23 protein-coding genes are annotated in these 22894 nt (G+C 66.0%); 12 read left to right on the top strand and 11 right to left on the bottom strand.

Annotated elements, in window-relative coordinates; genetic code table 11:
* Positions 1–57: 57 nt before the first annotated feature.
* The 5 genes from AB4099_RS23355 to AB4099_RS23335 are packed head-to-tail and all read left to right on the top strand — an operon-like array spanning position 58 to position 2771.
* Positions 58–816, top strand: a complete 759-nt coding sequence (locus AB4099_RS23355) for a hypothetical protein (protein WP_113514958.1) — start codon at positions 58–60, stop codon at positions 814–816.
* A gap of 25 nt (positions 817–841) precedes the next feature.
* Complete coding sequence (locus AB4099_RS23350; RefSeq protein ID WP_441479935.1) at positions 842–1426, top strand: histidine phosphatase family protein; 585 nt, start codon at positions 842–844, stop codon at positions 1424–1426.
* The gene (gene pyrF, locus AB4099_RS23345) at positions 1423–2130 is read left to right on the top strand and encodes an orotidine-5'-phosphate decarboxylase (RefSeq protein WP_113514962.1); all 708 of its coding nucleotides are present in this window, start codon (positions 1423–1425) and stop codon (positions 2128–2130) included. Before AB4099_RS23350 ends, pyrF begins: the two co-directional genes overlap by 4 nt.
* Before the next feature lie 41 nt (positions 2131–2171).
* Positions 2172–2459, top strand: a complete 288-nt coding sequence (locus tag AB4099_RS23340) for a DUF1330 domain-containing protein (protein ID WP_069877716.1) — start codon at positions 2172–2174, stop codon at positions 2457–2459.
* Positions 2460–2462: 3 nt separating this feature from the next.
* Complete coding sequence (locus tag AB4099_RS23335) at positions 2463–2771, top strand: DUF1330 domain-containing protein (protein WP_441479800.1); 309 nt, start codon at positions 2463–2465, stop codon at positions 2769–2771.
* Here the strand turns inward: AB4099_RS23335 and AB4099_RS23330 are convergent.
* The 6 genes from AB4099_RS23330 to AB4099_RS23305 are packed head-to-tail and all read right to left on the bottom strand — an operon-like array spanning position 2756 to position 8654.
* Positions 2756–3637 carry a glucosamine kinase nucleotide-binding domain-containing protein gene (locus AB4099_RS23330; RefSeq protein ID WP_441479799.1) on the bottom strand — a complete coding sequence of 294 codons (882 nt, stop codon included), beginning with the start codon at positions 3635–3637 and terminating at the stop codon, positions 2756–2758. The two genes, AB4099_RS23335 and AB4099_RS23330, sit on opposite strands and share 16 nt — an antisense overlap.
* Complete coding sequence (gene murA, locus AB4099_RS23325) at positions 3634–4893, bottom strand: UDP-N-acetylglucosamine 1-carboxyvinyltransferase (RefSeq protein ID WP_441479798.1); 1260 nt, start codon at positions 4891–4893, stop codon at positions 3634–3636. Before murA ends, AB4099_RS23330 begins: the two co-directional genes overlap by 4 nt.
* The gene (locus tag AB4099_RS23320; protein ID WP_441479797.1) at positions 4893–5342 is read right to left on the bottom strand and encodes a GNAT family N-acetyltransferase; all 450 of its coding nucleotides are present in this window, start codon (positions 5340–5342) and stop codon (positions 4893–4895) included. The genes murA and AB4099_RS23320 overlap by 1 nt, the downstream gene beginning before the upstream one ends.
* Positions 5339–6157, bottom strand: coding sequence for an ABC transporter permease (locus AB4099_RS23315; RefSeq protein ID WP_113514972.1), 819 nt, complete (start codon positions 6155–6157; stop codon positions 5339–5341). Before AB4099_RS23315 ends, AB4099_RS23320 begins: the two co-directional genes overlap by 4 nt.
* Positions 6157–7107 carry an ABC transporter permease gene (locus AB4099_RS23310; RefSeq protein WP_113514974.1) on the bottom strand — a complete coding sequence of 317 codons (951 nt, stop codon included), beginning with the start codon at positions 7105–7107 and terminating at the stop codon, positions 6157–6159. Before AB4099_RS23310 ends, AB4099_RS23315 begins: the two co-directional genes overlap by 1 nt.
* Positions 7108–7124: 17 nt before the next feature.
* Complete coding sequence (locus AB4099_RS23305) at positions 7125–8654, bottom strand: ABC transporter substrate-binding protein (RefSeq protein WP_441479796.1); 1530 nt, start codon at positions 8652–8654, stop codon at positions 7125–7127.
* 153 nt (positions 8655–8807) lie between these two features.
* Between AB4099_RS23305 and AB4099_RS23300 the strand changes: the two genes are divergently transcribed.
* The 5 genes from AB4099_RS23300 to nagA all read left to right on the top strand — a co-directional run bounded on the left by AB4099_RS23300 (position 8808) and on the right by nagA (position 14110).
* On the top strand, positions 8808–9911 hold the full coding sequence (locus AB4099_RS23300) for an anhydro-N-acetylmuramic acid kinase (protein ID WP_113514976.1): 1104 nt from the start codon (positions 8808–8810) through the stop codon (positions 9909–9911).
* A gap of 302 nt (positions 9912–10213) precedes the next feature.
* The gene (locus AB4099_RS23295) at positions 10214–11140 is read left to right on the top strand and encodes an N-acetylmuramic acid 6-phosphate etherase (RefSeq protein WP_441479795.1); all 927 of its coding nucleotides are present in this window, start codon (positions 10214–10216) and stop codon (positions 11138–11140) included.
* Positions 11137–11970: a GntR family transcriptional regulator gene (locus AB4099_RS23290; RefSeq protein ID WP_441479794.1), complete on the top strand. Its 834-nt coding sequence runs from the start codon at positions 11137–11139 to the stop codon at positions 11968–11970. The genes AB4099_RS23295 and AB4099_RS23290 overlap by 4 nt, the downstream gene beginning before the upstream one ends.
* Entirely contained in the window at positions 11967–12998 is a 1032-nt protein-coding gene (locus tag AB4099_RS23285) for an SIS domain-containing protein (protein ID WP_441479793.1), read from the top strand. Before AB4099_RS23290 ends, AB4099_RS23285 begins: the two co-directional genes overlap by 4 nt.
* On the top strand, positions 12998–14110 hold the full coding sequence (gene nagA, locus AB4099_RS23280; RefSeq protein WP_441479792.1) for an N-acetylglucosamine-6-phosphate deacetylase: 1113 nt from the start codon (positions 12998–13000) through the stop codon (positions 14108–14110). Before AB4099_RS23285 ends, nagA begins: the two co-directional genes overlap by 1 nt.
* 110 nt (positions 14111–14220) lie before the next feature.
* Here the strand turns inward: nagA and AB4099_RS23275 are convergent, their stop codons facing one another.
* From AB4099_RS23275 to AB4099_RS23260, 4 genes are read right to left on the bottom strand one after another with little or no spacing between them, the layout of a single operon-like run.
* Positions 14221–15339, bottom strand: coding sequence for an ABC transporter permease (locus AB4099_RS23275; protein WP_441479791.1), 1119 nt, complete (start codon positions 15337–15339; stop codon positions 14221–14223).
* An 8-nt stretch (positions 15340–15347) separates the two neighbouring features.
* On the bottom strand, positions 15348–16493 hold the full coding sequence (locus AB4099_RS23270) for an ABC transporter permease (protein WP_441479790.1): 1146 nt from the start codon (positions 16491–16493) through the stop codon (positions 15348–15350).
* On the bottom strand, positions 16490–18262 hold the full coding sequence (locus tag AB4099_RS23265) for an ATP-binding cassette domain-containing protein (protein WP_441479789.1): 1773 nt from the start codon (positions 18260–18262) through the stop codon (positions 16490–16492). Before AB4099_RS23265 ends, AB4099_RS23270 begins: the two co-directional genes overlap by 4 nt.
* Positions 18259–19293 (bottom strand): HlyD family secretion protein, encoded by a 1035-nt coding sequence (locus AB4099_RS23260; RefSeq protein ID WP_441479788.1) that lies wholly within the window; start codon positions 19291–19293, stop codon positions 18259–18261. The genes AB4099_RS23265 and AB4099_RS23260 overlap by 4 nt, the downstream gene beginning before the upstream one ends.
* Positions 19294–19384: 91 nt before the next feature.
* Between AB4099_RS23260 and AB4099_RS23255 the strand changes: the two genes are divergently transcribed.
* Both AB4099_RS23255 and AB4099_RS23250 read left to right on the top strand, forming a co-directional pair.
* Complete coding sequence (locus AB4099_RS23255) at positions 19385–20080, top strand: TetR/AcrR family transcriptional regulator (RefSeq protein WP_162768127.1); 696 nt, start codon at positions 19385–19387, stop codon at positions 20078–20080.
* 228 nt (positions 20081–20308) lie between these two features.
* Positions 20309–21748, top strand: a complete 1440-nt coding sequence (locus AB4099_RS23250) for an FAD-binding oxidoreductase (protein ID WP_441479787.1) — start codon at positions 20309–20311, stop codon at positions 21746–21748.
* 90 nt (positions 21749–21838) lie between these two features.
* Here the strand turns inward: AB4099_RS23250 and AB4099_RS23245 are convergent, their stop codons facing one another.
* On the bottom strand, positions 21839–22774 hold the full coding sequence (locus AB4099_RS23245; RefSeq protein ID WP_113514996.1) for a LysR family transcriptional regulator: 936 nt from the start codon (positions 22772–22774) through the stop codon (positions 21839–21841).
* Positions 22775–22894 lie beyond the last annotated feature (120 nt).

The following is a 22894-nucleotide window of genomic DNA, read 5'->3' as shown; positions in this document are numbered from 1 at the left end:
CGGTTTTCGTTTGCCTCCGCGCTGGTCTAGAAGGGGCCGGCGGGGGGCAGAGTCGAGATGAGATCGGACGCGACGACACGGGCCGTTACGACTGCGGACGGCCGATTGACGATCGAGGGCGAGCGCAATGCGTTCGTGCAGAGCCCGGCCCGGCATCTCCTTCTTGAAACTGGGCCGCTCGATGTGGTCTCAGGCTATGCCAGCCAGAACGGTTCGCTCGGTTCCGCTGCCAGCCTTCGCGGCTTTGGCTCCCTGGGGCGCGATTGGCTGGCGCGCGCGGGTTTTGCGGACCGTGCGCAGCACGTCGCGCTGAGCATCCGCGCCCTTCCCGAAACCGGCGAGGGCAAGATGCTGCTCAGGCTCGGTTTCGACGGCGAAGCGGATGTTCCCTACGCCGGTGCCTTTTCGGCCGATCTTTTCGTCTCCGCACCGGTCTATTCCGAATTGAAGCGCGATCTGCAGGCCGGGCTGGTCGATGCCATCTCGATCTCGGCGGCGACCAATCTCTGGATCAGCGATGCCGATCGCGATCCGCCGGCCGGTGGCGCCCTGACCTGGTATCTCGGTATCGAGGCTGACGGTCGCACGAGCAGCAGTGCCAAGGGGTTGGTGCAGAGCCTGAGCTGGACTCAGCGCGGGCGCAGGCAGGAAGAGCCACATCCCGTGCCCGCAGCGAATGCCCCTCAGACGCCGGATGAAGACCCTGAGGACGGCATCGAGTTCCGCAAGCTGCGCCAGATGACCGTGCTCAATCGCTGGATGATGAATCTGCTGATTGCGCTGATCGCCATCATGTTCGTGCTGGCGTTGAAGTGATGTTCATGTGCGAAGGTCCGATGTGATGGGTGTCGTCCGCTATCTCAGCCATCCCCAGGTCAAGATTGATCCAGCCGTGCCTGTACCCGATTGGGGGCTGTCGGATATCGGCCGGGCACGGGCCCAGGCCTTTGCGGTTGCGCCGAAGCTCGTCGGAACCCGGCTCATTGTCTCGTCGGCCGAGCGCAAGGCGATCGAGACGGCGGAATGCGTCGCGGAGCAGCTCGGCCTCTCCGTCGAGATCCGCGAGGCCATGCACGAGAACGACCGGTCGGCCACGGGTTTCCTGCCGGCGCCAGAGTTCGAGAAGGTGGCCGACGAGTTTTTCGCCAATCCAGAGCTGAGCATTCGCGGCTGGGAGCGTGCGCTCGATGCGCGGTCGCGGATCGTTCGGGAAACAGAGGCCGTGTTGGCCGCGGCGGGGGATGGCGACATTCTGCTCGTCGGCCATGGCGGGGTCGGCACCCTGCTGCTCTGCGCTGCGTCAGGCTGGCCGATCAGGCGCCTGCGCGATCAGCCCGCAGGCGGTGGCAATCTCTTCGCATTCGACGTAACGACGCGAATCGTGCAGCACGGCTGGCAATCGATTGAGGAGTTCGCAGCGTCATGACCGCCAAGATCAACGATCTTCGTGACCGCATGATCGTGGCGCTCGACGTGCCGACGATCTGGGACGCCTACCGCATCGTGTCCGAGCTGGGCGATGGGGCGACCTTCTACAAGATCGGCTACCGCCTCGCTTTTGCCGGCGGCCTCGACCTGTCCCGTCAGCTGATTTCGGAGGGCAAGAAGGTCTTTCTCGACCTCAAGCTGCACGACATCGGCAACACGGTCACCGAGGGCGTCGATTCCCTGACCAAGCTCGGCGTCACTTTCCTCACCGTCCATGCCTATCCGCAGACCATGCGCGGCGCGGTCGAGGGCCGGGCCGACTCCGATCTGAAGCTGCTCGCGGTCACCGCACTCACCTCCTACGATGATGGCGATCTGCGCGATGCCGGCTACGGCCTCGCCGTGCGCGATCTCGTGCGCCTGCGTGCCCAGCAGGCCCGCAGCGCGGGCATCGACGGTATCGTCTGCTCCGCCGCCGAGACCGAAATCGTGCGCGACATCATTGGCCCCGACATGGTCATCGTGACGCCCGGCATTCGCCCGGCGGGAAGTGCTGCCGGGGACCAGAAGCGGACCTTGACGCCCGGCGAGGCGGTCCGCGTTGGCGCCGACCATCTCGTGATCGGGCGCCCCATTATCCGCGCGGCTGACCCGCGTGGGGCGGCTGCCGCGATCATGGACGAGATCGCCGCGGCTTCGTAATCTGGCCGGAACAGGTTTCAACCCAAGAACGGACGCTGGAAATGCCCAAGGGATATGTCATCGGTCGCGCCATGGTCTCCAACGCGACGCTCTGGGCGGTCTATGCCGCCAAGGCCTCCGAGGTGATCAAGCAGTATGGCGGCACGCCGATCGTGCGCGGCGGCCAGATGACGGTGGCCGAAGGCGAGGGACGGGCGCGCAACGTCGTCATCGAGTTCAAGGATTTCGAGACGGCCAAGGCCTATGCGAACTCGCCGGAATATGCCGCGGCCCGCAAGGAGCGCGAAGGCGCCGGCGAGATCGATCTCGTTGTCGTGGAAGGGCTCTGAGCCATGGCGAAGGGATATTGGGTCGCCCGCGTCGATGTCGAGGATCAGGAGGCATACGGCAGGTATCGCACCCTGAATGCCATCGCCTTCGCCAAATTCGGCGCGACGTTCCTGGTGCGTGGCGGCGAGTACAAGCTCGCGCGCGGCGAGGGGCGCCAGCACAACGTCGTCATCGAGTTCAAGGACGAGGCAACGGCGCGCGCCTGCTACGAGTCGCCTGAATACCAGGAGGCGCTCAAGCATCTGGCGCAGGCCGGGCAGTCCGATCTCGTCATCATCGGCGGCTATGACGGGCCTCAGCCCGGAGCGTGACGCCTCCGCACCAGCGATAGCGCCCCTGCGATCGCATCGCCTCTGACGGCGGAGAGCCTGCGCCTGACATCGGGCGCAAGCCACGCCTCCATCGCGGAGGACAGGCCGCCGATGAGCGCGACGCGCGGCACCTCGCGCTCGAACAGGGTGCGCACCATGGCGTCGATCAGGGCCGCGCCATTCTGCATGATGGCGCGCGCATGCGAGTCGCCGAGATCGGCATAGCGTAATACGAGAGGCGCGAGCGTCGCGTAGTCCGTGGCGTGGGCCTTGTCCATCCAGGCGATGACCTCGAACGGATCGCCCTGGAATCTGGCAAGGACGTCTTTCGTGAAGCGCGTTTGCGGCTCCCGGCCGTCATGGGCGCGTAGCGAGACCCGAATGGCGGCAAGGCCGAGATCGGCGCCGCTGCCCTCGTCGCCAACCGGGAAGCCGTAGCCGCCAATCCGAATCTCGCGTCCGTCGACGCGGGCGAGGCCGATCGAGCCGGTGCCGATGATGACGATGCCGCCGTCCTCGCCGGCATGGGCGCCCAGGCAGGCGCCGAGCCCGTCGCTCTCGAAGACCGTGACGGCGAAGGGACTGGTCCAGCCTGCCAGTTCCTCCTGCATGCCCTTGCGGCCGATGCCGGCGAGGCAGATTCCGGCCCGGATCCGACTGAACTGAGCTTCGCTGAGGCCAGCCTCGCTCATCGCGCCCCGCGCTGCCTGCATCACCGCGGCAAGCGAGGCGTCCAGACCGAGACGGAGCGAGGCCGGCCCCGCGATGCCCGAGCCGAGCACCTCGCCCTGGGCGGTCTCCAGCCGGCAGCGGCAGCCGGTGCCGCCACCATCGACACCGAGATACAGATCGGCCGCCGCACTCATGCGCCGACCCGCTCGATATCGGCGCCGCAACGCCTGAGCTTGCGGTCGAGAGCCTCGTAGCCGCGGTCGAGATGGTAGATGCGGCTGACCACGGTCTCGCCCTCGGCCGTGAGCGCGGCGAGCACGAGGCTGACCGAGGCGCGCAAATCGGTCGCCATCACCGGCGCAGCCTTGAGTGTCTCGACGCCGCGCACCATGGCGCTGGTCCCCTTCAGCGTGATGTCGGCGCCGAGCCGGACCAGCTCCGGGACATGCATGAAGCGGTTCTCGAACACCGTTTCACGGATCAGCGAGGTGCCGTCCGCCACGCTCATCAGCGCCATGAACTGCGCCTGCAGATCGGTCGAGAACCCGGGATAGGCCTGGGTCATGATGTCGATGCCGGTGAGCCGGCCTGGCCGCGACACCATCAGCCCGCGATCGGTCGGCCAGAGTCTGACGCCGGCGGCTTCGAGCGCTTCGCCGACGGCCGCGAGATGTTCGAGCCGAGCGCCGACCAGTTCCAGTTCACCGCCGGTGATCGCGGCGGCAACCGCATAGGTGCCCGCCTCGATGCGGTCGGCAACGATCTCATATGTCGCTGGCCTGAAGCTCTGGGTGCCCTGGACCTGCAGGCGATGGCTGCCGATGCCCTCGATCCTTACACCCATTGCGACGAGGCAGCGGGCGAGGTCGAGGACCTCTGGTTCCTTCGCCGCGTTGACGATCTCGGTTTCGCCGCTGGCAAGGCTCGCCGCCAGCAGGGCGGTTTCGGTGGCTCCGACCGAGGAGAAGGGAAAGACGATGCGGGCGCCGCGGAGGCCGGCGGGAGCATTCGCCTCGATATAGCCGCCAGCGACGCTGATCTCGGCGCCCAGGGCCTCGAGCGCCTTCAGGTGAAGGTCGACCGGGCGTGCGCCGATCGCACAACCGCCGGGCAGGGAGACGCGGGCATGGCCGAAGCGGGCGATCAGCGGCCCCAGCACGAGAATGGTCGCGCGCATCTTGCGGACGATGTCATAGCTCGCATCCCGCGGCGCGGCTTCGCTGGCGTTGAGCGTCAGCGCATCGGCTGCGCGGCCGGAGAACGTGACTCCATACCCTTCCAGCAGGGCCTGCATTGTCGCGATATCGACGACATCGGGCAGGTTGCGCAGGGTCAGTGGCTTGTCGGAGAGGAGCGCGGCTGCAAAGGCAGGCAAGGCGGCATTCTTGGCGCCGCGGATATCGACGGTTCCGGACAGCCGCTGGCCACCACGGATCAGGAGCTTGTCCATCAGGGGGCCTCTTGCGCGCGTTCGGGGGACTTCTCATAGCGCAGGAAGCGGTGCTCCGCGCCGGCGAAATCGCGGCTGTACTCGCTGGCTCGATGCCAGCCGGCCCGCTCATAGAAGCGTCGCGCCCCCGTATTGGCCGCGAAGACCTCGAGCGAGCAAGCGCCGTTCGCCTCGGCATGGGAGAGCAGGGCTGCACCATGGCGGCGGCCGGTCTCGGCCACGAAGAGCATGGTGACATGACCGTCGAGCAGCAGCAGAACGCCTCTGACGCCGCCATCGTCCAGGACTGTGAGATGCTCCAGGTCCTGCTCGAACCGGGCCTCGAAATGCCCGACATCATAGGCCGATGCCGCATCGCCGATGATGGGACGGAAACTGGTCCGATAGGCTTGCGCAAGGATGGCTGCCGCCGGAGCGATATCGGCAGGCTCTGCCTTGCGGATGATCACGACCGGCCCCGCAGACGGGGATCGAGTTCGTCGCGGAGGGCGTCCCCGAGCAGGTTGAAGCCGAGCGAGAGGAAGAGGATGCCGAGCCCGGCGAAAATCGCGTTCCACGGCGAGAGCAGCACGAAATTGCGCCCCTCCGCCAGCATCAGCCCGAGCGAGGGGGTGGGCGGCTGAGTGCCGAGGCCGAGGAAGGAAAGGGAGGCCTCGACCAGGATCGCGGCTGACAGCAGCAACGAGGTCTGCACCAGGATCACGGAGGCCAGATTGGGCAGGATATGGCGCAGCATGATGCGCAGATCCGAAGCGCCGATCGAACGGATGCCGGCGACGAAGTCGCTCTCGACCAGAACGAGGGCTGGGCCGCGGATCAGCCGCGCGAAGATCGGCACATAAACGACCGCAATCGCGATGGCGGCGCTTTCCGTTCGCGGCCCGAGCATGGCGATGATGCCGATGGCGAGCAGCATCACGGGAAAGGCGAAGAGGATGTCCATCATCCGCATCACGATGCGCTCGCACCAGCCCCGATAGAAGGCGGCGAGGAGGCCGAGGCCGCCCCCGACGATCAGCGCGATGCCGACAGCGATGCCGCAGGCGATCAGGGCGGTGCGATAGCCGTAGAGGATGCGGGCCAGGATATCGCGGCCGAGATGATCCGTGCCAAGCCAATGCGCGAGGCTCGGCCCCTTCAGGCGGGCGACGATGTCCTGAGCCAGCGGATCATAGGGCGCGATCAGCGGTGCGGCGAGTGCCAGCACGATCTGCAGCGTGACAATGATGGCTGCAGCAATGGCGATACGGCGGCTCTGGCTCATCACGCCGTCCTCAGCCTTGGGTCGATCAGCGCATAGGCGAGATCGACCAGCGCGTTCACCAGCACGAAGCCGACGGTGACGATGAGGATGGTGGCCTGGACCAAGGGGTAGTTGCGCTCGGCGATGGCGCCGAGGATCAGCCGCCCGAGGCCCGGAATCGAGAAGACCTGCTCGACCACGATGGCGCCGCCAAGCAGGTAGCCCGTCATGATGCCGACGCTGGTGACGAATGGAATGAGCGCGTTGCGGAGCGCATGTCGGTAGAGCACCGCGGTTTCCGAAAGCCCCTTGGCGCGGGCCGTGCGGATATAGTCCTGGCTGAGCGCGTCGAGCATGGCGGTGCGGACAAGGCGCGACAGATTGGCAAGGATCGGCAGCGCCAGCGCGATCGCCGGCAGCAGCAGGCGCTGCAGATTGCCGAGCGGGTCCTCGCTGAACGGGACATAGCCGAGCGAGGCGAAGCTTGGGGCCAGGCTTGCCACCGTGATCAGCATGACGATGCCGAGCCAGAAGGACGGAATGGTGAGCCCGGCGATCGCGCCGATGCGCAGGACGAGATCAGCCCGTCCGCCACGCCAATGCGCCATCAGGCAGCCGAGAGGCACAGCTAGGCCGGCGCCGATGACGAGCGCCAGCACGGTGAGCTGCAGGGTCGGCCAGATCTGGGCCGTGACCTCCTGGAGCACCGGTCGGCCGGTCCAGATCGAGGTGCCGAAATCCCCATGGAGTGCTCGCCCGAGCCAGCTCAGATATTGCTCGAGCAGCGGCCGGTCGAGGCCGAGCTCGCTGCGCATCGCCGCAACGCGTTCCGGCGTCACCTCGGTATTGGCGCCGAGCATGATCGCGACCGCATCGCCCGGGATCAGCCGGATCATCATGAAGACGATCACGGAGATCCCGAAGAGCACGATCGCGAGGTCGAGGCAGCGCTGGAACAGATGGCGGAGCATGCCTCGACCGTGCCGGATCAGCGCAGGCTGGCGCGGCCGAGCGAGACCAGCGAGCGGTTGGCGTAGATGTCATAGCCCTGCAGGTTGCCGCGCACGGCGCTGAACAGGGTGGGATAGGCGATATGAGCCGCCGGGCCCGTGCAGCCGAGGATCTTCTGCACGTCGCGATACGCCGCCTGCCGCGCTGGCTTGTCGAGCGTCGCGCGGCCCTTGTCGAGCAGCGCATCGAGCCCCGGGTTGCTGTACCTGAAGACGTTGGTCGAGCCCCCCGTCCGGAACGCCCGGTAGAAATAATCGTCGGGCTCGATGCTGCCGGCATTGGTCGAGGCGAAGAGGTCGAAATTCGAGTTGCGCCAGTCCTGCACGAACTGGCCGAGCTCGGGGTTCTTCAGCTCCACCTTGAAACCGACCTTGCCGAGCTGCTGCTGCACCACCTGCGCGATGTCGCGGATATCCTGCCGCGGCAGGACCGTCATGCTGACCGAGATCGGCGTGGCGACGCCGGCGTCCTTGAGCAGGGCCTGCGCTTTGGCCGGGTCATGCGTGTAGCAGGGCAGGTCCTTCACATCGACCGCCCAGTCCTTCAGGACGGGCGGCAGCGGGGCGGCGGGAGTGCCGCTGCCAAACAGCGCTGCGTCGATGATCTCCTTGCGGTTCAGTGCGTAGTTCAGCGCCTCGCGCACCTTGGCATTGTCGAAGGGCGGCTTGGAGACATTCATGCCGATCAACGTGTAGGCAAGCTCCATCGTCTCGCGGATCGCCACATTCGGCTTGCCCTTGAGCTGGAGGGCTGTTGCAGCATCGATATGCGGCAGCAGCGCGAACTGGCCGTTGCCGATTCCGACCTGGCGCGTCGCTGCTTCAGGGACGAAGTTGAACTTGACGCCTGCAAGTTTGACCTCCGCCGCATTCCAGTAGCCGGCATGCCTGGCGAGGCGGATGAAGCCGTTCGGCTGCCATTCCTCGAACTTGAACGGGCCGGTGCCCATCGGTGCGCGCTGCAACGCGTCCTTGTTGCCCTCGAGCCCGCGCGGGACGATAGCGATGCCGGTCAATGAGGCGAGCAGCGGGGCCGACGGCTCCTTGAGCTTGAGTTCGAGCGTAGTCGCGTCGACGGCCGTTGCGCTTTCCAGCGCACCGAGACGGCTGGCGAGCGGCGAGCCCACATCCTTGGAGAGCACGCGCCGCAGCGATGAGGCGGCGTCTTCCGCTTCCATCGGTTTGCCGTCATGGAAGGTCACGCCAGGGCGGAGCTTGAATGTCACGGTCCTGCCGTCGGCGGACGCGGTCCAGGACTGGGCCAGGCCGGGAATGATGTTGAGGTCCTTGTCGAGCGCGGTCAGTCCTTCATAGATCGGGCCGAGCACAAGCTGCGACGAGGCGAATGCTGTGACGATATGGGGATCGAGCCCTGCGGGTGAGGCCTCGACGGCGACCTCGAGCACCTGGGCGGACGCTGTTCCGGCGATCAATGCGAAGGTTGCGGCAGCGATGCTGCTGCGCAGTGCGCGGCGTAGCCCCGAACCCTGCTTCATGGCGCGATACATGGCCCACCCCTCCTGGCAGACGGCGCTTTCTCGGGCGCTCGTGCGATCAGTTTCGCATATGGACCACTTAGGGACCAATCTGGACAACGCTTAGCCGATCGCCTAGAGCCAGTGCAAGCCTTGAAGCTTGCCATGGGCATTAGGGAACGGAAGATGCGCGATCTGGCCAAGCAGACACTGACCGCGATCGGCGTGATCAGCGGCACGTCGATGGACGCGATCGACGTCTCCATCGTCGAGAGTGATGGCCACGAGACGCTCCGCTTCGGAGCCGGTGCGTCCTACCCCTATCCGGCGCAGACGCGGCGTGAACTTCAGGCCCTGATTGCCGAAGCCGAACGAGCGGTCAAGGAACCGCTGGTCGAGCTGGAGGCGGCTGTGACAGAGGCCCATCTCGATGCGGTCAGGCGCTTCATGGCCGAACAGGCGCTCGATCCGCAGAGCATCGATCTCGTGGGGCTGCATGGCCAGACCGTCTATCACCGGCCGGAAATCCGCTTCACCCGCCAGCTCATCGACGGCCCGGCGGTCGCTAGAGCGCTTGGCATCCCGACCGTCGACCGCTTCCGGTATGCAGATGTTGCGGCGGGCGGCGAGGGGGCTCCCTTCGCGCCGCTCTATCACCGCGCGCTGGCGCAGGGGCTGGAGCAGCCCGTGATGGTGCTGAACCTCGGTGGCGTCGGCAATGTCACCTATATCGACGCCGACGAGGTGATCGCGTTCGACACCGGTCCGGCCAGCGCGATCCTTGACGATTTCGTCTTGCGGCGGTTGGGTCGTGAATACGATGCCGGCGGCGCGCTCGCGGCGAGCGGGCAGGTGCGCGAGGATCTCGTGGCCGACTTCATGGCGAATCCGTTCTTCGAACGCCCGGCGCCGAAATCTCTGGATCGCAATGATTTTCATCGTCGTGCCAAGGTCGTGGAGGCTCTCTCCGACGCTGATGGCGCCGCGACCCTCGCCGCCTTCACGGTGGAAAGCGTGGTCGCCGCGCTGCGTCATGTGCCGAAGGCGCCGAAGCGCTGGCTGGTCACGGGCGGCGGCCGCCTGAACAGCCACTTCATGGCGAGGCTGCACGAGCGCCTCGGCGTGCCGGTCGAGCCCGTCGAGGCTGCCGGCTGGGCTGGCGATGTCATCGAGGCGCAGACTTTCGGTTACCTCGCGATCCGCTCGATCAAGGGCCTGGCCCTCAGCCTGCCCGGCACGACAGGCGTGCCGGAGCCTCTGACTGGTGGGCGGCTCAACCTGCCGAGCTAGTCTTCAAGCGCGGCGCTACGGTGGCGAGCCAGCGCTCAGACGCCCAGCACGCCTTCCCCGAAGCAGCGGGGTCCGTTCTGTCCACCCTCGGAGAGGCACGATCGATCTGCGTCGATCGGCTGATCTGCCTTGCCTTCGTGAAGTGAGAGACAGGCCGGCGTGGTCGGTTCGCCAGCCTGGCGAAACGAGGGCTACCCGCGAAGGACGCGTGGCGTCGAATCGAAACATCTCTTCCCTGTCGGTTCCTCGCTTGCTACTGGGCTAAAGTGGACTTATTTTGGTCTGGTCACGAGGGACTATCCATGGCGACTGAAGACGTCAGCGCGCGCTTTCGAGAACTTGATGCCTGGGGCGACCTCGACATCCTCAAGGCGCTTTACGAAGGCCAGCTTGCAGCGGTCGCCACCATCGCCTCGTCGTTGCCGGCGATCGCGGAAGCGGTTGCCGCAGCGGTGCCGCGCCTCGAGGCCGGCGGCCGCCTGGTCTATGCGGGTGCCGGCACCTCGGGTCGCATCGGCGTGCAGGACGGTGCCGAACTGACCCCGACCTTCGACTGGCCGGAAGAGCGGTTGGCCTTCGCCATCGCTGGGGGCGACGAGGCGATCCTCCATGCCGTCGAGAATGCTGAGGATTCGGTGGATGACGGCGCGGGCGCGATGCGCCGCGCCGATGTCGGGCCGAACGACGTCGTGATCGGTCTCGCTGCCAGCGGCCGTACGCCTTACACCCTCGCCGCCATCGGAGAGGCCAAGGCGCGTGGCGCGCTGACCATCGGCGTCGCCAATAACCGTGGCTCGGCGCTGCTGCGCACGGCAGATCTCGGCATCCTGACCGAAACCGGGGAAGAGGTCGTTGCCGGCTCGACCCGGATGAAGGCCGGCACGGCCCAGAAGATCGTGCTCAACCTGTTCTCGACCTTGCTGATGATACGTCTCGGCCGGGTCTACCGCGGCTTGATGGTTCATATGCGCGCAACCAATGCCAAGCTCCGGCTGCGAGCGGCGCAGATGGTCGACATGATCACGGGATGTGGCATGGAGGCCGCTGCCCGGCATCTCGACCGCGCCGGCGGCGATGTGAAGCGCGCCGTGCTCCTTGCAAGCGGAGCCGAGGCCGCCCTGGGCGAGATCTTGCTCGCTCGCCATCACGGCAACCTGCGCCTGGCGCTGGTCGATCTCGGTGCGGGAACAAGCGACCCGGTCAAGGCGCCTCCCAGGGCCGCCCCGTGAGCGAAATCTCACCCGGGCGCGGTCCGCGGCGCCCGCGCGAGGGCGCGTCCGACGTTGCGCCCGAGGGGATGCCGGCCAAGCAGCAGGCGATCCTTCAGGCGCTCGCCGGCGACGACCCGACGCCGCGTTATCTCAGGCTCGCCGGTGCGCTGTCCCGGCTGATCGAGACCGAGGTCTTTCTTCCGGGCGATGCCGTTCCCTCCGAGCGCGATCTCGCTCAGCTGACCGGCTACGCCCGGGTCACCGTGCGCAATGCCATCGACGAGCTCATTCGCAGCGGCGCGTTGTCGCGACGGCATGGCTCGGGCACCTTCGTCGCCTCGCGCATGGAGCAGCCGCTCTCGGTCCTGGCAAGTTTCTCGGCCGATATCGAGAATCGCGGCGGCCGGCCGGGTTCGATATGGCTGTCGAAGGAGTTGGCGCGGCCGAAGCCGCAGGAATCGATGGCTCTGGGTCTCGGGCCGAGCGACGCTGTCGTCCGGTTGATCCGGGTCAGAACGGCGGATGGCGAGCCGCTGGCGATCGAATGCGCCGTCGTGCCGGCCACCATCCTGCCGTCGCCGGATCTGATCGAGACCTCGCTCTACGCCGCGCTCGCCCAGAGGGGGGCAGCACCGGCCCATGGCGTGCAGCGCATCCATGCGGGTCTCGCGACGGCGGATGAGGCGAAGCATCTCGGTATTCCGGCAGGCAGTGCTCTGCTCAGGATCGAGCGCCGTGCCTTCCTCGGCAATGGCAAGCCGGTCGAGTTCACGCTCTCCGCCTATCGCGGCGATCGCTATGATTTTGTCGCGACCTTGAAGGGCGAAGCGATGGGGCCGCAATCGTGACACCGCAGGATCGAAACGCCTCCCGCATGTCGGGCGAGATCGCCGAGATTCCCCAGGCCGCGGCGCGGCTTCTGCAAGAGGGGCAAGGCGAGATCATGCGCGTCGTCGAGGCGCTGCAGATGCCGCGCGTCAGCCACGTCGTCGTCAGCGGCCGCGGCAGTTCCGGCCATGCAGGCACGCATCTGCGCTATCTCATCGAGACGCGCCTGGGCTTGAGCTCGGCCGCCGCCGCTCCCTCGGTGGTGACGCGCTATGGCGCGAGCCCGCGTCTCAAGGAGGCGCTCTATATCCTGATCTCGCAGTCCGGCCGCAGCCCCGATCTGGTGGCGGCGGCCGAGCAGGCGACAGCTGCCGGGGCCCAAACGGTCGCGATCGTCAATGATCCCAATTCCCCTGCCGCCCATGCCTGCCGTCATGTCATTCCGATCGCTGCCGGTCCCGAGCTCGCAGTGGCCGCAACCAAGACCGTTGTGAACACGATGCTGGCCGGCATGCTGCTGGTCGCGCGGCTGAGCGGGGACGCAGCGCTCGCGACGTCAGCGCAGACGGCTCCCGGACGTCTGGCCGAGGCGCTCACACTCGACTGGTCTGCCTGGGCGCGCCGGCTCTCCGATGCGCCGGCCGGTTTCGTCATCGGGCGCGGTTTGACGCTGGGCCCGGCGCGCGAGGCCGCACTCAAGGCCGCCGAAGTCCTCGGCGTGCCCGTGCTGGCGTTCAGCTCCGCAGAAGTCCTGCATGGTCCCAAGGCGGCGATCCGGAGTGAGCATCCGATCCTCGGCCTCAACGCCGGCGGTGAGGTTTCGGACAGCATCGAGGAGGCGCTGGCGACGCTCCGTCGCGAGGGAGCGTCGATCTTCTCGGGAAGCGGGCCGCGGCCGACACTCCCGGGATTGGCAGCGGGCGACCCGGTGCTCGACGCGATCGCGCTGCTGGCGCCTGTCTATCGCGCGCTGGAAGCCGAGGCGGTGCGCCTCGGCCGCGATGTCGACCGCCCGCCGGGGCTGGTCAAGGTCACGGAGACGCTGTGATGGCAGCGCTGCGGCAGGGCTGGCGCGCGCGGCGCCTGTTCGATGGCGAGCGGATCTGGCCGGATCGCCTCGTCATCGCCGAGGGCGGGATCGTCACCGAAATGCTGCCGTCGAGCGCGCAACCGCACTGCCTGATCGAGGACCTGCCGGACGACGCCGTGCTCGCGCCGGGCTTCATCGATGTTCAGGTCAATGGCGGTGGCGGCGTCATGCTGAACAATACGCTGAGTTCCGACGGCGTGGCTGCGATCAGCGCCGCCCATGCCCGCTTCGGCACGCGGTTCCTGCTGCCAACCCTGATCAGCGCGAGCAGGGCAGATATCGCGAAGGCCATCGCAGCCGCACGCGAAGCGATCGTGCGAGCTGTGCCGGGCGTTCTCGGCCTTCACATCGAGGGCCCCTTCATCAACCCCGAGCGTCATGGCGCGCATCTGGTCGCCAATCTCCTGCGGCCGCAGCCGGAGGATGTCGACCTGCTGGCGTCGCTCGGCTCCGTTGGCGTCACTCTGGTGACGCTCGCGCCCGAATGCGTGCCATCCGGCTTCATCCGCGCGCTGGTCGCGCGCGGCGTCAAGGTCTGCGCAGGCCATTCCAACGCGAGCGCGGCTGAGATGGCGGCTGCCCATGCCGAGGGCCTGAGCGGTGTCACCCATTTGTTCAACGCCATGTCGCAGCTCGGCTCGCGCGAGCCGGGCGTGGTCGGTTCGGCGATGTCGGGCATGGGGCTCACCGCCGGCATCATCGCGGACGGACACCACGTCGCCTGGCCGTCTTTCCAGGCGGCGTTCCGCGCGATCGGGCCGGAGAGTATGATGCTGGTCACCGACGCGATGGCCACGATCGGCGCCGACAGGGACGCTTTCGAACTTTTCGGCGAGACGATCCATGTCAGCGGTGGCCGACTCGTCAATGCCGAGGGCCGTCTTGCAGGCGCTCATCTCGACATGAACGCCGCGATTCTCAATGCATATCGGCACGGCGGCACCACGCTCGAGCAGGCCCTGGCGATGGCGACCGCAACCCCGGCCGCCTATCTCGGTCTTTCCTCCAGCCATGGCCGGATCGCGCCGGGGCGGCGGGCGGAATTCTCCGTGCTGCGAACCGGCGGCTAGATCCTCGGAGCGGATATCGTATCCTGTCCAGGACTTGGCCTTCTGTGATCGCAGCGGCTTTCCCGAAGACCGCAATCCACCTTTGGGGCCGATGCTTTGGCGCCATCGGCTCAGGTGAGCCTGTTCCTGAACATCCAGGCGGCGAAGGGCAGGGTCACGGCGGCAATGGCGACGAGTGCCAGCATCTCCGGCAAGAGCTGCCTGATTCCAGCGCCCTCCAGATAGATCTGATGTGTGATGCTGATGGCGTAGCGCAGTGGGTTGATCAGGGTGAAGTACTGCAGGATCTCGGGCATGTTGCCGATCGGTGCGGTCAGGCCCGAGAGCAGCATGAAGGGCATCAGCAGCACGAAGGAGCCGATCATGGCCTGCTGCATGTTGCCCGCGATGGACGAGATGAAGAGGCCGATCCCGACCGATGCTGCGAGGAACAGGAAGAGGCCGAGATAGAGCATCGCAAAACTGCCGGAGAACGGGATCTGGAACCAGAGCTGTGCCACCAGCAGGATCAGGGTCGACTGGGTGAGCCCGATCATCATGGCGGGAACCGCCTTGCCGACCATGATCTCCGAGGGCCGGAACGGCGTCACCAGCAGTTGATCGAACGTGCCTTCCTCACGCTCTCGCGCCACCGACATCGCGGTCAGCATCATCGTCATCATCATGGTGATCGTGCCGATCAGGGCCGGAACCATGTACCAGCGGGTTTCGAGGGTGGGGTTGTACCAGGCCCGTGTGGTCATTCGCACGGGAGCACCGGGCTGGCCGTGCGAACTCTGCCAGTCGGCTGCGTAGCCGGTCACGATCTGGCTGACATAGGCCTGCGCGGTGCCCGCGGTGTTGGAATTGCGCCCGTCGGCGATGACTTGCACGGTGGGCGCCGTCCCGGCCTGCAGACCGCGCTCGAAATCGTACGGGATGGTGATCACCAGCAAGGCGCGCTGGTCGTTGATGATGTCGGCGATCTGGCGCTCGACATCGAGCGTGGCAACCCGCGTGAAGGTGCCGGAACCGTCCAGGCGCGCGATCAGTGCCCGCGAGACTGCGCTGCGGTCGTGGTCGAGCAGCGCATAGGGCACGTCGTTGAGATCGTAGGTCGCGGCATAGCCGAAGATCAGGCACTGCAGCACGGGCGGGGCGATCAGGGAGATGCGGCTCTTCGGATCCTTCAGGATCGCGAGGAGTTCCTTGCGGATCAGGGCGAGGATGCGTAGCAGCGTGTCGAGCATGGCCTACCTCACCCGATGGTCTTGCGCGTCGCGCGGATCGCAAGCGCGATCAACACCGAGGCCATCACCGCCAGCACCGCTGCATTCGGCAGGATCACCGGCCAGATGTCCCCGGCGAGGAACAGGGTCTGCAGCACGCTGACGAAGTAGCGCGCCGGGAAGACATGCGTGATCACCTGGATCGCTACCGGCATGCTGCGGATGTCGAACATGAAGCCGGACAGCATCATGGCCGGGAGAAAGGTGGCTATGATCGTGATCTGGCTCGCGACGAACTGGCTCTTGGTCAGCGACGAGATCAGCAGGCCGATGCCGAGCGCGACGATCAGATAGAGCATCGATACGGCGACAAGCAGTCCGAGCGAGCCCCTGATCGGCACGCCGAAGAGCAGTTTGGCGCCAAGGATAGACAGGGCGAGCCCGATCATGCCGAGGATGAAATAGGGCACGGTCTTGCCAAGCAGGATCTCGACGGGGCGGACAGGCGTGACGAACAGCGCCTCGAAGGTTCCGCGCTCCCATTCCCGCGCGACGACAAGCGCGGTCAGCAGCGCGCCGATCAGTGTCATGACGAGCACGATCAGGCCGGGAACCAGGAAGTAGCTGCTGTTATTGGCGTCGTTGAACCAAAGCCGGCTTTCGATCGAGACGGGGGGACTGGCGATGATCTGGCCCATCGCGGCTTCTCGGGCCATCCATGTCGCAACGGCACCCTGAGCGTAGCCGAGCGAGATGCGGGCGGTGTTCGCGTCGGTGCCATGGACCAGCACCTGGATCTCGGCCGTGCCCTGCTCCATCCGGCGGGCGAAATCGGGCGGGATGCGCACAATGGCGTTGACGCGCTTGTCGAGCATCATCCGCTCGGCCTCGGCCATGGTCTTGACCTGCACAGCGTTGAAATAGTCGGAGAGTTCGAAGCTCGACGCCGCGCCGCGCGCCTCGGCCGAGACGTCCTCCATCACGATCGCGACCGGAACGTTCTTGACGTCGAAGGAGAGCCCGTAGCCGAAGAGCACGAGCAGCAGCATCGGCATGACCACGCCGATCGCGATGCTGCTCGGGTCGCGCACGACCTGCCAGCCCTCCTTCCGGATCAGCGCCGCGATGCGGCGTAGCCTTGCCATTCCCCCGGTCTGTGACGTCGCGACGGTCATGCTGCTGGCCTCTGCTGCGCCCGGCCGTCACGCGACGTCTCGACGATGGCGATGAAGGCGTCTTCCATCGTTGGCTGGCGTCCGTCCTGGGCCGTGGCATGAGCCCTGATCTCGGCCGGAGTGCCCTCGGCCAGGCTGCGTCCGGCATCGAGGATGATGATCCGGTCGCAATATTCTGCTTCCTCCATGAAATGCGTGGTCACGATCACGGTGACGCCTTGCTCGGAGAGCGCTGTGATCCGGCCCCAGAATTCGCGTCGCGCGATCGGGTCGGCACCACTCGTCGCCTCATCGAGGAAGAGGATGTCCGGCTCGTGCAGCAGGGCGGTGCCCATCGCGAGGCGCTGCTTGAATCCGCCCGGCAATTGCCCGCTGGGCAGCCGGGAGAAGGCGTCGAGCTCGAACTGCTGCTTCGCCCAGGCGATCCGGTCCGCCTTGCGTCGGCCACGCAGCCCATAGGCGCTGGCGAAGAAATCGAGATTCTCGTCGACGCTCAACTGGCCGTAGAGTGAGAATTTCTGGGCGACATAGCCAAGCCTGCGCCGCGCCTCGGCGCGCGATGTCCGCAAATCCGCGCCGGCAACACGCAGCGTGCCGTGCGAGGCCGGCAGCAGCCCGCAGAGCATCCGGAACGTGGTGCTCTTGCCGGCTCCGTTCGGGCCGAGCAGCCCGTAGATTTCGCCGCTCCGGACCTGGAAGCTGACATGATCGACAGCGGTGAAGTCGCCGAAGGTGCGGACGAGGTCTTGGACCTCGACCGCCATGGCGCCGGAGCCCTGGGAGCTGGGCTGGTCGAGCGTCATGCTGCTGGTCCGTGTGCGCTCGGCGACGGCGGCGAACAGCACCATGAATCCGTCCTCGAAACGCGCCGGCGCGCGGTGATGCTGAAGCGTGCCGTCGCCCAGCGGCAGGGCGTCGGCCTCGCTCGCAGCGGCAAGCACGACGCGTACCTGCCCGGCTTCGGGCACGGCGTCGATGACGCCGTCCTGCTGAAACAACCGTGCCTGCAGCGAACGCGCCGGCATTCCCTTGGGCGTCTCGATGATGAAGGTGCGGCCTTCAGCCTTTGCCGTGATCTCGCTCGGCGTGCCCTGCGCCAGCACCTTGCCCGCATGCATGACGACTGCATGGTCGCAGAGCTCGGCCTCGTCGAGATAGGAGGTGCTGACGATCACGGTGAGGCCGTCCTCGTGCACCAGCTTGAGCACGATCGCCCAGAGTTCACGCCGCGACAGTGGGTCGACGCCGACGGTCGGCTCGTCCAGCAGCAACAGTTCGGGAGCACGGACGAGGGTACAGGCGAGCCCCAGTTTCTGCTTCATGCCGCCGGACAGCTTTCCGGCCAGCCGCTCGCGAAAGCGTCCGAGCTGAGTCATCTCGAAGAGGCGGGGATAGATCTGCTTGCGCTGGTCGGCGCCGACGCCGTGCAGATCGGCATAGAGATCGAGGTTCTCCTGGACGCTCAGATCCTCATAGAGCCCGAACTTCTGCGGCATGTAGCCTATGCGGTCCTGGACGGCCTGGGGATCGTCCGCGACGGTAATGCCGAGGACGTCGATCATACCTTCATCGGGTTTCATCAACCCGGCGATCAGGCGCAGCAATGTGGTCTTGCCGGCACCGTCGGGGCCGACGAGGGCGGTCAGCGTGCCTTCCCTGGCTTCGAAGGAGACATCATCGAGTGCCTTGACGGTTTCGCCGGTGGCGCGGCGGAACGTCTTGTGGAGGGTCCGCGCCGTTACGGGTGAGACGGGCGCGGCGGGGGTCATGGCTTGGTCTTTCCGGTCTCGGGTACGGCAGCGCTGTTTGCGACCGCAGCCTCGGCTCCCGGCAACATCTTGACGGTGGCTGGCATGCCGAGACGCAGCCTGTCCTGCGGGTCCTCGACGAAGACACGTGTCTCGTAGACGAGGCTCGTGCGCAGATCCTCGGTCTGCACGGTCTTCGGCGTGAATTCGGCGACGGGTGAGATGAAGCCGATCCAGCCTTCGAGCGGCTGGTTCGGAAAGCTGTCCGTGGTGACCTGCATCCGCATGCCGGAGCGGACCTGTCCGAGCTTCGGCTCAGCGACATAGGTCCGTACCCATTTCGTGCCGGTCATCGCCAGCGAAAGCACGGGGCGGCTCGGCGAGGCCATCTCGCCGGGTTCCATCAGCCGCGAGCGAACCACGCCATCGAAGGGAGCAAGCAGCTCAGCATCGACCAATTGGCGCCGGGCAAGCGCAAGCTGCGCCTGGCTGCCACGCAGTTGGGCGTCTGCCTGCGCGATGTCCTCCGAGCGCGGGCCGGCGAGAGAAAGGGCGAGGGCGCTTTGCGCGACATCGAGCTTCGCCTTGCTGGTCTCGGCAAGAGCCTTGGCGGCATCGAGGTCCTGCTGGCTGACGGCATTCGCGGACAAGGCGCGCCGCCGCTCATATTGCGCGGCGGCGTTGACCGAATCCGCCCTGGCCGATTCGAGGTTGGCGCGGGCCTGGGCAATTTCCTCGGGGCGGCTACCGTTGCGCAACCGATCGAGTGCGGCCTTCTGGGCCCCGACTATCGCTTCCATCTGGTCGATCTGCGGCTGCAGCCGGTTCGTATCCAGTTTCGCAAGGACCTGCCCGCTGCGAACGACATTGCCCTCCTCGACAAGGATCGCGGCGATGCGTTCGCTTCCATTGAAGGCCAGCGAGGCCTGCCTGAGATCGACATTGCCATAGAGGACCAGCTCGGTCGTCTCGGCGGGACGGTGGCCATACCACCAGGCGCCAGCCGCCCCCACGAGGGCGATGACAGCCAATATGCGCGGTGCCTTGCTCATGCCTTCAAGAATAGGCGCGTCACGCTATATGTCAAATCTGAATTTAAATTCTATCTTTCAAATAATCTTGATGAGCGTTAAGCTTCCGATCATGAAACGAGCGATTCCTCGAAAATTGCCCGGCCGCCGCGAGGATGGAGCGGCCACCAAGGCTCAGATTCTCGATGCGGCCGGAGAGGTCTTCGCGGAAAAGGGCTTTGATCGCGCCACGGGCAAGGAGATCGCCGAGCGGGCGGGCAGCAGCTCTGCTGCCGTGAATTACTACTATGGCGGCATCGACGGGCTCTATGCCGAGGTGCTGGTCGAGGCGCATCGCCGCCTGCTCACCTATGATCGGCTGCTCAAGCTGGCGCAGGCGCCGGGGGCTCCGGAGGACAAGCTTCGCACCCTCATTGGTCTCGTGGTCCGCACGATCATGGGGCCTGCCTCCTCGAGCTGGTCCTTGCGGGTCCTGAGCCGTGAGGTGCTGGCACCGTCACCCGCCTTCGCCGTACTGCGGGATCGCGAGATTCTCCCGAAGAAGCGCATCGTCACCGGGATCGTCGGCGAAATCCTGGGCGTGCCGCATGATCATCCCGTCGTTGCCCGCTGCTGTCTCACTGTCATTGCCCCCTTCGTCGTGATGCTGGTCGGCAACCGCCAGGTCCTCGCGCAGGTCTTTCCCGACCTGGCATCGGATCGCGGCGCCGTTGACGAGATGGTCGCCCATTTCCAGCGTTTCGCCTTTGGCGGCATCGCTGCCGTTGCGGCCGAGCTCGATGCGCGGAAGGAAGCTCGTTCCGCATGAGGTGGCGTGGTCCCGATCAGCCGGCGCACCTCCCATCCCGACTGGAGCCGCGTGCCATTCTCCCAGGCCGGCGCCGTCGTCGCATCGAACGGCTACGCCAAAGCTCCATCCCCTGAAACGTTGAAATCCGAGCTTCTGTGATCTGCGTCATTGAGTGCGGCCCGGCGCAGGCGCAGAATTCTTGTGGCGGGGGGCTGAGAGTTCATGACCCATTCGGGAGGAACGATCATGCAAGCCCAGAGCCTCACGACACTGACATCCGGAACGAAGTCCATCAGCGCCTCGGCCATCGAGACGCTCGCCGCGCAGCTCCATGGCAGTCTCGTCGACGAGACGGATGCAGCCTATGATGGTGCGCGCGCGATCTGGAATGGGATGGTCGATCGCCGGCCCGGCCTGATCATACGTTGCGCGGTCGCAGCAGATGTTGTCAGCGCCGTGCGATTTGCGCGTGACAACGGGCTGCTGGTTTCCGTGCGTGGCGGCGGGCACGGCATTGCCGGAAACGCCGTCTGTGACGGCGGCCTGATGATCGACCTGTCACCGATGAAATCGGTCCGTGTCGACGCGACATCGCAGCGCGCTTGGGTCGAGCCGGGCGCAACCCTGGCCGATCTCGACAGGGAAACACAGGAATTCGGGTTGGCGGTGCCGACGGGCATCAATTCGACCACGGGCGTTGCCGGCCTGACGCTGGGCGGCGGCTTCGGCTGGATCACGCGGAAGTTCGGGCTTACCCTGGACAACCTCTTGTCAGTCGAGGTGGTGACGGCGGATGGCGAGCTCAGGCGCGCAAGCCAATCGGAAAATCCGGACCTGTTCTGGGCGCTACGCGGCGGCGGCGGAAATTTCGGGGTGGTTACCTCCTTCGAATTCCGGCTTCACAAGCTTGGACCCCAGGTCTTGGCAGGCCTCGTCGTGCATCCGTTCGATGATGCCGAGACGATTCTGAGGGAATATCGTCAGGCGCTCGAAATGGCGCCCGACGAGCTGACCTGCTGGGTCGTGATGCGGCAGGCGCCGCCCCTACCGTTCCTCCCGGTCGAGTGGCATGGCAAGGAGGTGCTGGTGCTCGCGATGTGCTATTGTGGCGACATCGCCGAAGGCGAAAAGGCGACTGCCAGGCTCCGTTCCATCGGAAAGCCGATCGCCGACGTGGTTGGGCCTGCACCGTTCACGGCGTGGCAACAGGCCTTCGATCCGCTGCTCACTCCCGGTGCCCGCAATTACTGGAAGAGCCACGACTTCACCGAGCTCTCGGATGCAACGATCAGGATTCTGATTGGCGCGGTGCGTCGCCTGCCTGGCCCGGAATGTGAGATCTTCATCGGTCATGTCGGTGGAGAGGCCGGTCGGGTTGCCGCGGACGCCACCGCCTTTCCGCAGCGCAGCTCCCATTTCGTCATGAATGTTCATGCGCGCTGGCGTGAACAGGGCATGGACCAGGCTTGCATCGGCTGGGCGCGCGCGCTGTTTGAAGCAGCCAGGCCGTATTCAGCCGGAACGGCCTATATCAACTTCATGCCGGCAGACGAGATGGACCGCGTCCAGGCAGCGTACGGAGGCAGTTACCACCGCCTTGCCGAGTTGAAGCGGCGCTATGACCCGTCGAACCTGTTTCGCATGAACCAGAATGTGAAGCCGACGGCGAGTTCGCAGGCCGCGTGAACTCACTGGCCTGAACTATTCGGGCGAAGGGGATGGCCTGGCCCAGGGCGCGGGGATCGACGCATATCGTGTCCCCGCGCCCTCGCGTCCTCAAGCGCAATGCGGCAGCCTGGAGCGCCGCTGGATCAGGTCGTCCTTGGCGAAGAGCTCGGCCAGCCAGTCGACGAAGACGCGCACCTTGTTGCTGAGATGACGGTTCGGCGGGTAGACGATGTGCAGCGGCTTGGGTGTCGAGCACCAGTTCGTCAGCAGCGGCACGAGCCGGCCGGCGGCGATATCCTCCTGCACCATGAAGGTTGGCGCCTGAACGATGCCGAGCCCCGCCAGCGCGGCGGCGACGTAACCCGCGCCTTCGTTCAGCGACACCACGAAGCGTCCCCTGATCTCGTGGCTTTCCTTGCCGTCGGCATAGGTGAAGGGAGCTGTGCGGCTGGTCCCGGCATAGCGATAGCCGACGATGAAATGATCGCCCTCGAGGTCGGTGGGATGCCGGGGTTCGCCATGGCGCTGGATATAGGAGGGGGAGGCGCAGGTCACGAGATACATCTCGCCGATGCGCCGGGCGATCAGGCTCTGGTCCGTGAGCTCGCCGGCCCGGACGGCGCAATCGAGATTTTCCGCCAGCAGATCGGCAGGTCGGTCGCTGAGGCCGAGGTCGAGCTGAATGTCGGGATAGCGCGCATGGAATTCAGGCAGGTTCGGGATGATGACCCGCATGGCCAGCGGCGCGCTGACGTCGACGCGCAAACGCCCGCTCGGCCTGGCCTGTGACGAGGCCATGCTGCCGTCGAGCTCGTCGATTTCGTTCAGGACCCTGAGCGCGCGCTCGTAATAGGCTGCCCCGTCCATCGTCACCGTCACGCGCCGGGTCGTGCGGTTGAGGAGCTTGGCGTGGAGATGCGACTCAAGCTGCTGGATCTGCTTGGTCACCGTCGGCTTGGGCATGTCGAGCAGATCGGCGGCACGGGTGAAGGTGCCGGCTTCGACGACGCGGACAAAGGCGCGCATGGCGCTGAGCTGATCCATGGCTTTCTCTAGCAGGTCCTTCTTCGATTGTTTCCATATGGAAATAATGAATGAACTCAATGGATATTTATTGCCAAAACACGATGATCTAAATCAGCTTGCATTGCAACAGAAGCCGCT

The sequence above is a fragment of the Allobosea sp. 2KB_26 genome, assembly GCF_052115715.1.
GTDB lineage: Bacteria > Pseudomonadota > Alphaproteobacteria > Rhizobiales > Beijerinckiaceae > Allobosea.
Note: the sequence above shows the minus strand (reverse complement) of the source record. Positions and strands in the feature narration are given on the sequence as shown.

Excerpts from the sequence above, each read along its gene's own strand:
- AB4099_RS23355 (WP_113514958.1), top strand. The coding sequence starts at position 58 with ATGAGATCGGACGCGACGACACGGGCCGTTACGACTGCGGACGGCCGA.
- AB4099_RS23350 (WP_441479935.1), top strand. The coding sequence starts at position 842 with ATGGGTGTCGTCCGCTATCTCAGCCATCCCCAGGTCAAGATTGATCCA.
- pyrF (WP_113514962.1), top strand. The coding sequence starts at position 1,423 with ATGACCGCCAAGATCAACGATCTTCGTGACCGCATGATCGTGGCGCTC.
- AB4099_RS23340 (WP_069877716.1), top strand. The coding sequence starts at position 2,172 with ATGCCCAAGGGATATGTCATCGGTCGCGCCATGGTCTCCAACGCGACG.
- AB4099_RS23335 (WP_441479800.1), top strand. The coding sequence starts at position 2,463 with ATGGCGAAGGGATATTGGGTCGCCCGCGTCGATGTCGAGGATCAGGAG.
- AB4099_RS23330 (WP_441479799.1), bottom strand. The coding sequence starts at position 3,637 with ATGAGTGCGGCGGCCGATCTGTATCTCGGTGTCGATGGTGGCGGCACC.
- murA (WP_441479798.1), bottom strand. The coding sequence starts at position 4,893 with ATGGACAAGCTCCTGATCCGTGGTGGCCAGCGGCTGTCCGGAACCGTC.
- AB4099_RS23315 (WP_113514972.1), bottom strand. The coding sequence starts at position 6,157 with ATGAGCCAGAGCCGCCGTATCGCCATTGCTGCAGCCATCATTGTCACG.
- AB4099_RS23310 (WP_113514974.1), bottom strand. The coding sequence starts at position 7,107 with ATGCTCCGCCATCTGTTCCAGCGCTGCCTCGACCTCGCGATCGTGCTC.
- AB4099_RS23305 (WP_441479796.1), bottom strand. The coding sequence starts at position 8,654 with ATGTATCGCGCCATGAAGCAGGGTTCGGGGCTACGCCGCGCACTGCGC.
- AB4099_RS23300 (WP_113514976.1), top strand. The coding sequence starts at position 8,808 with ATGCGCGATCTGGCCAAGCAGACACTGACCGCGATCGGCGTGATCAGC.
- AB4099_RS23295 (WP_441479795.1), top strand. The coding sequence starts at position 10,214 with ATGGCGACTGAAGACGTCAGCGCGCGCTTTCGAGAACTTGATGCCTGG.
- nagA (WP_441479792.1), top strand. The coding sequence starts at position 12,998 with ATGGCAGCGCTGCGGCAGGGCTGGCGCGCGCGGCGCCTGTTCGATGGC.
- AB4099_RS23275 (WP_441479791.1), bottom strand. The coding sequence starts at position 15,339 with ATGCTCGACACGCTGCTACGCATCCTCGCCCTGATCCGCAAGGAACTC.
- AB4099_RS23270 (WP_441479790.1), bottom strand. The coding sequence starts at position 16,493 with ATGACCGTCGCGACGTCACAGACCGGGGGAATGGCAAGGCTACGCCGC.
- AB4099_RS23265 (WP_441479789.1), bottom strand. The coding sequence starts at position 18,262 with ATGACCCCCGCCGCGCCCGTCTCACCCGTAACGGCGCGGACCCTCCAC.
- AB4099_RS23260 (WP_441479788.1), bottom strand. The coding sequence starts at position 19,293 with ATGAGCAAGGCACCGCGCATATTGGCTGTCATCGCCCTCGTGGGGGCG.
- AB4099_RS23255 (WP_162768127.1), top strand. The coding sequence starts at position 19,385 with ATGAAACGAGCGATTCCTCGAAAATTGCCCGGCCGCCGCGAGGATGGA.
- AB4099_RS23250 (WP_441479787.1), top strand. The coding sequence starts at position 20,309 with ATGCAAGCCCAGAGCCTCACGACACTGACATCCGGAACGAAGTCCATC.
- AB4099_RS23245 (WP_113514996.1), bottom strand. The coding sequence starts at position 22,774 with ATGGATCAGCTCAGCGCCATGCGCGCCTTTGTCCGCGTCGTCGAAGCC.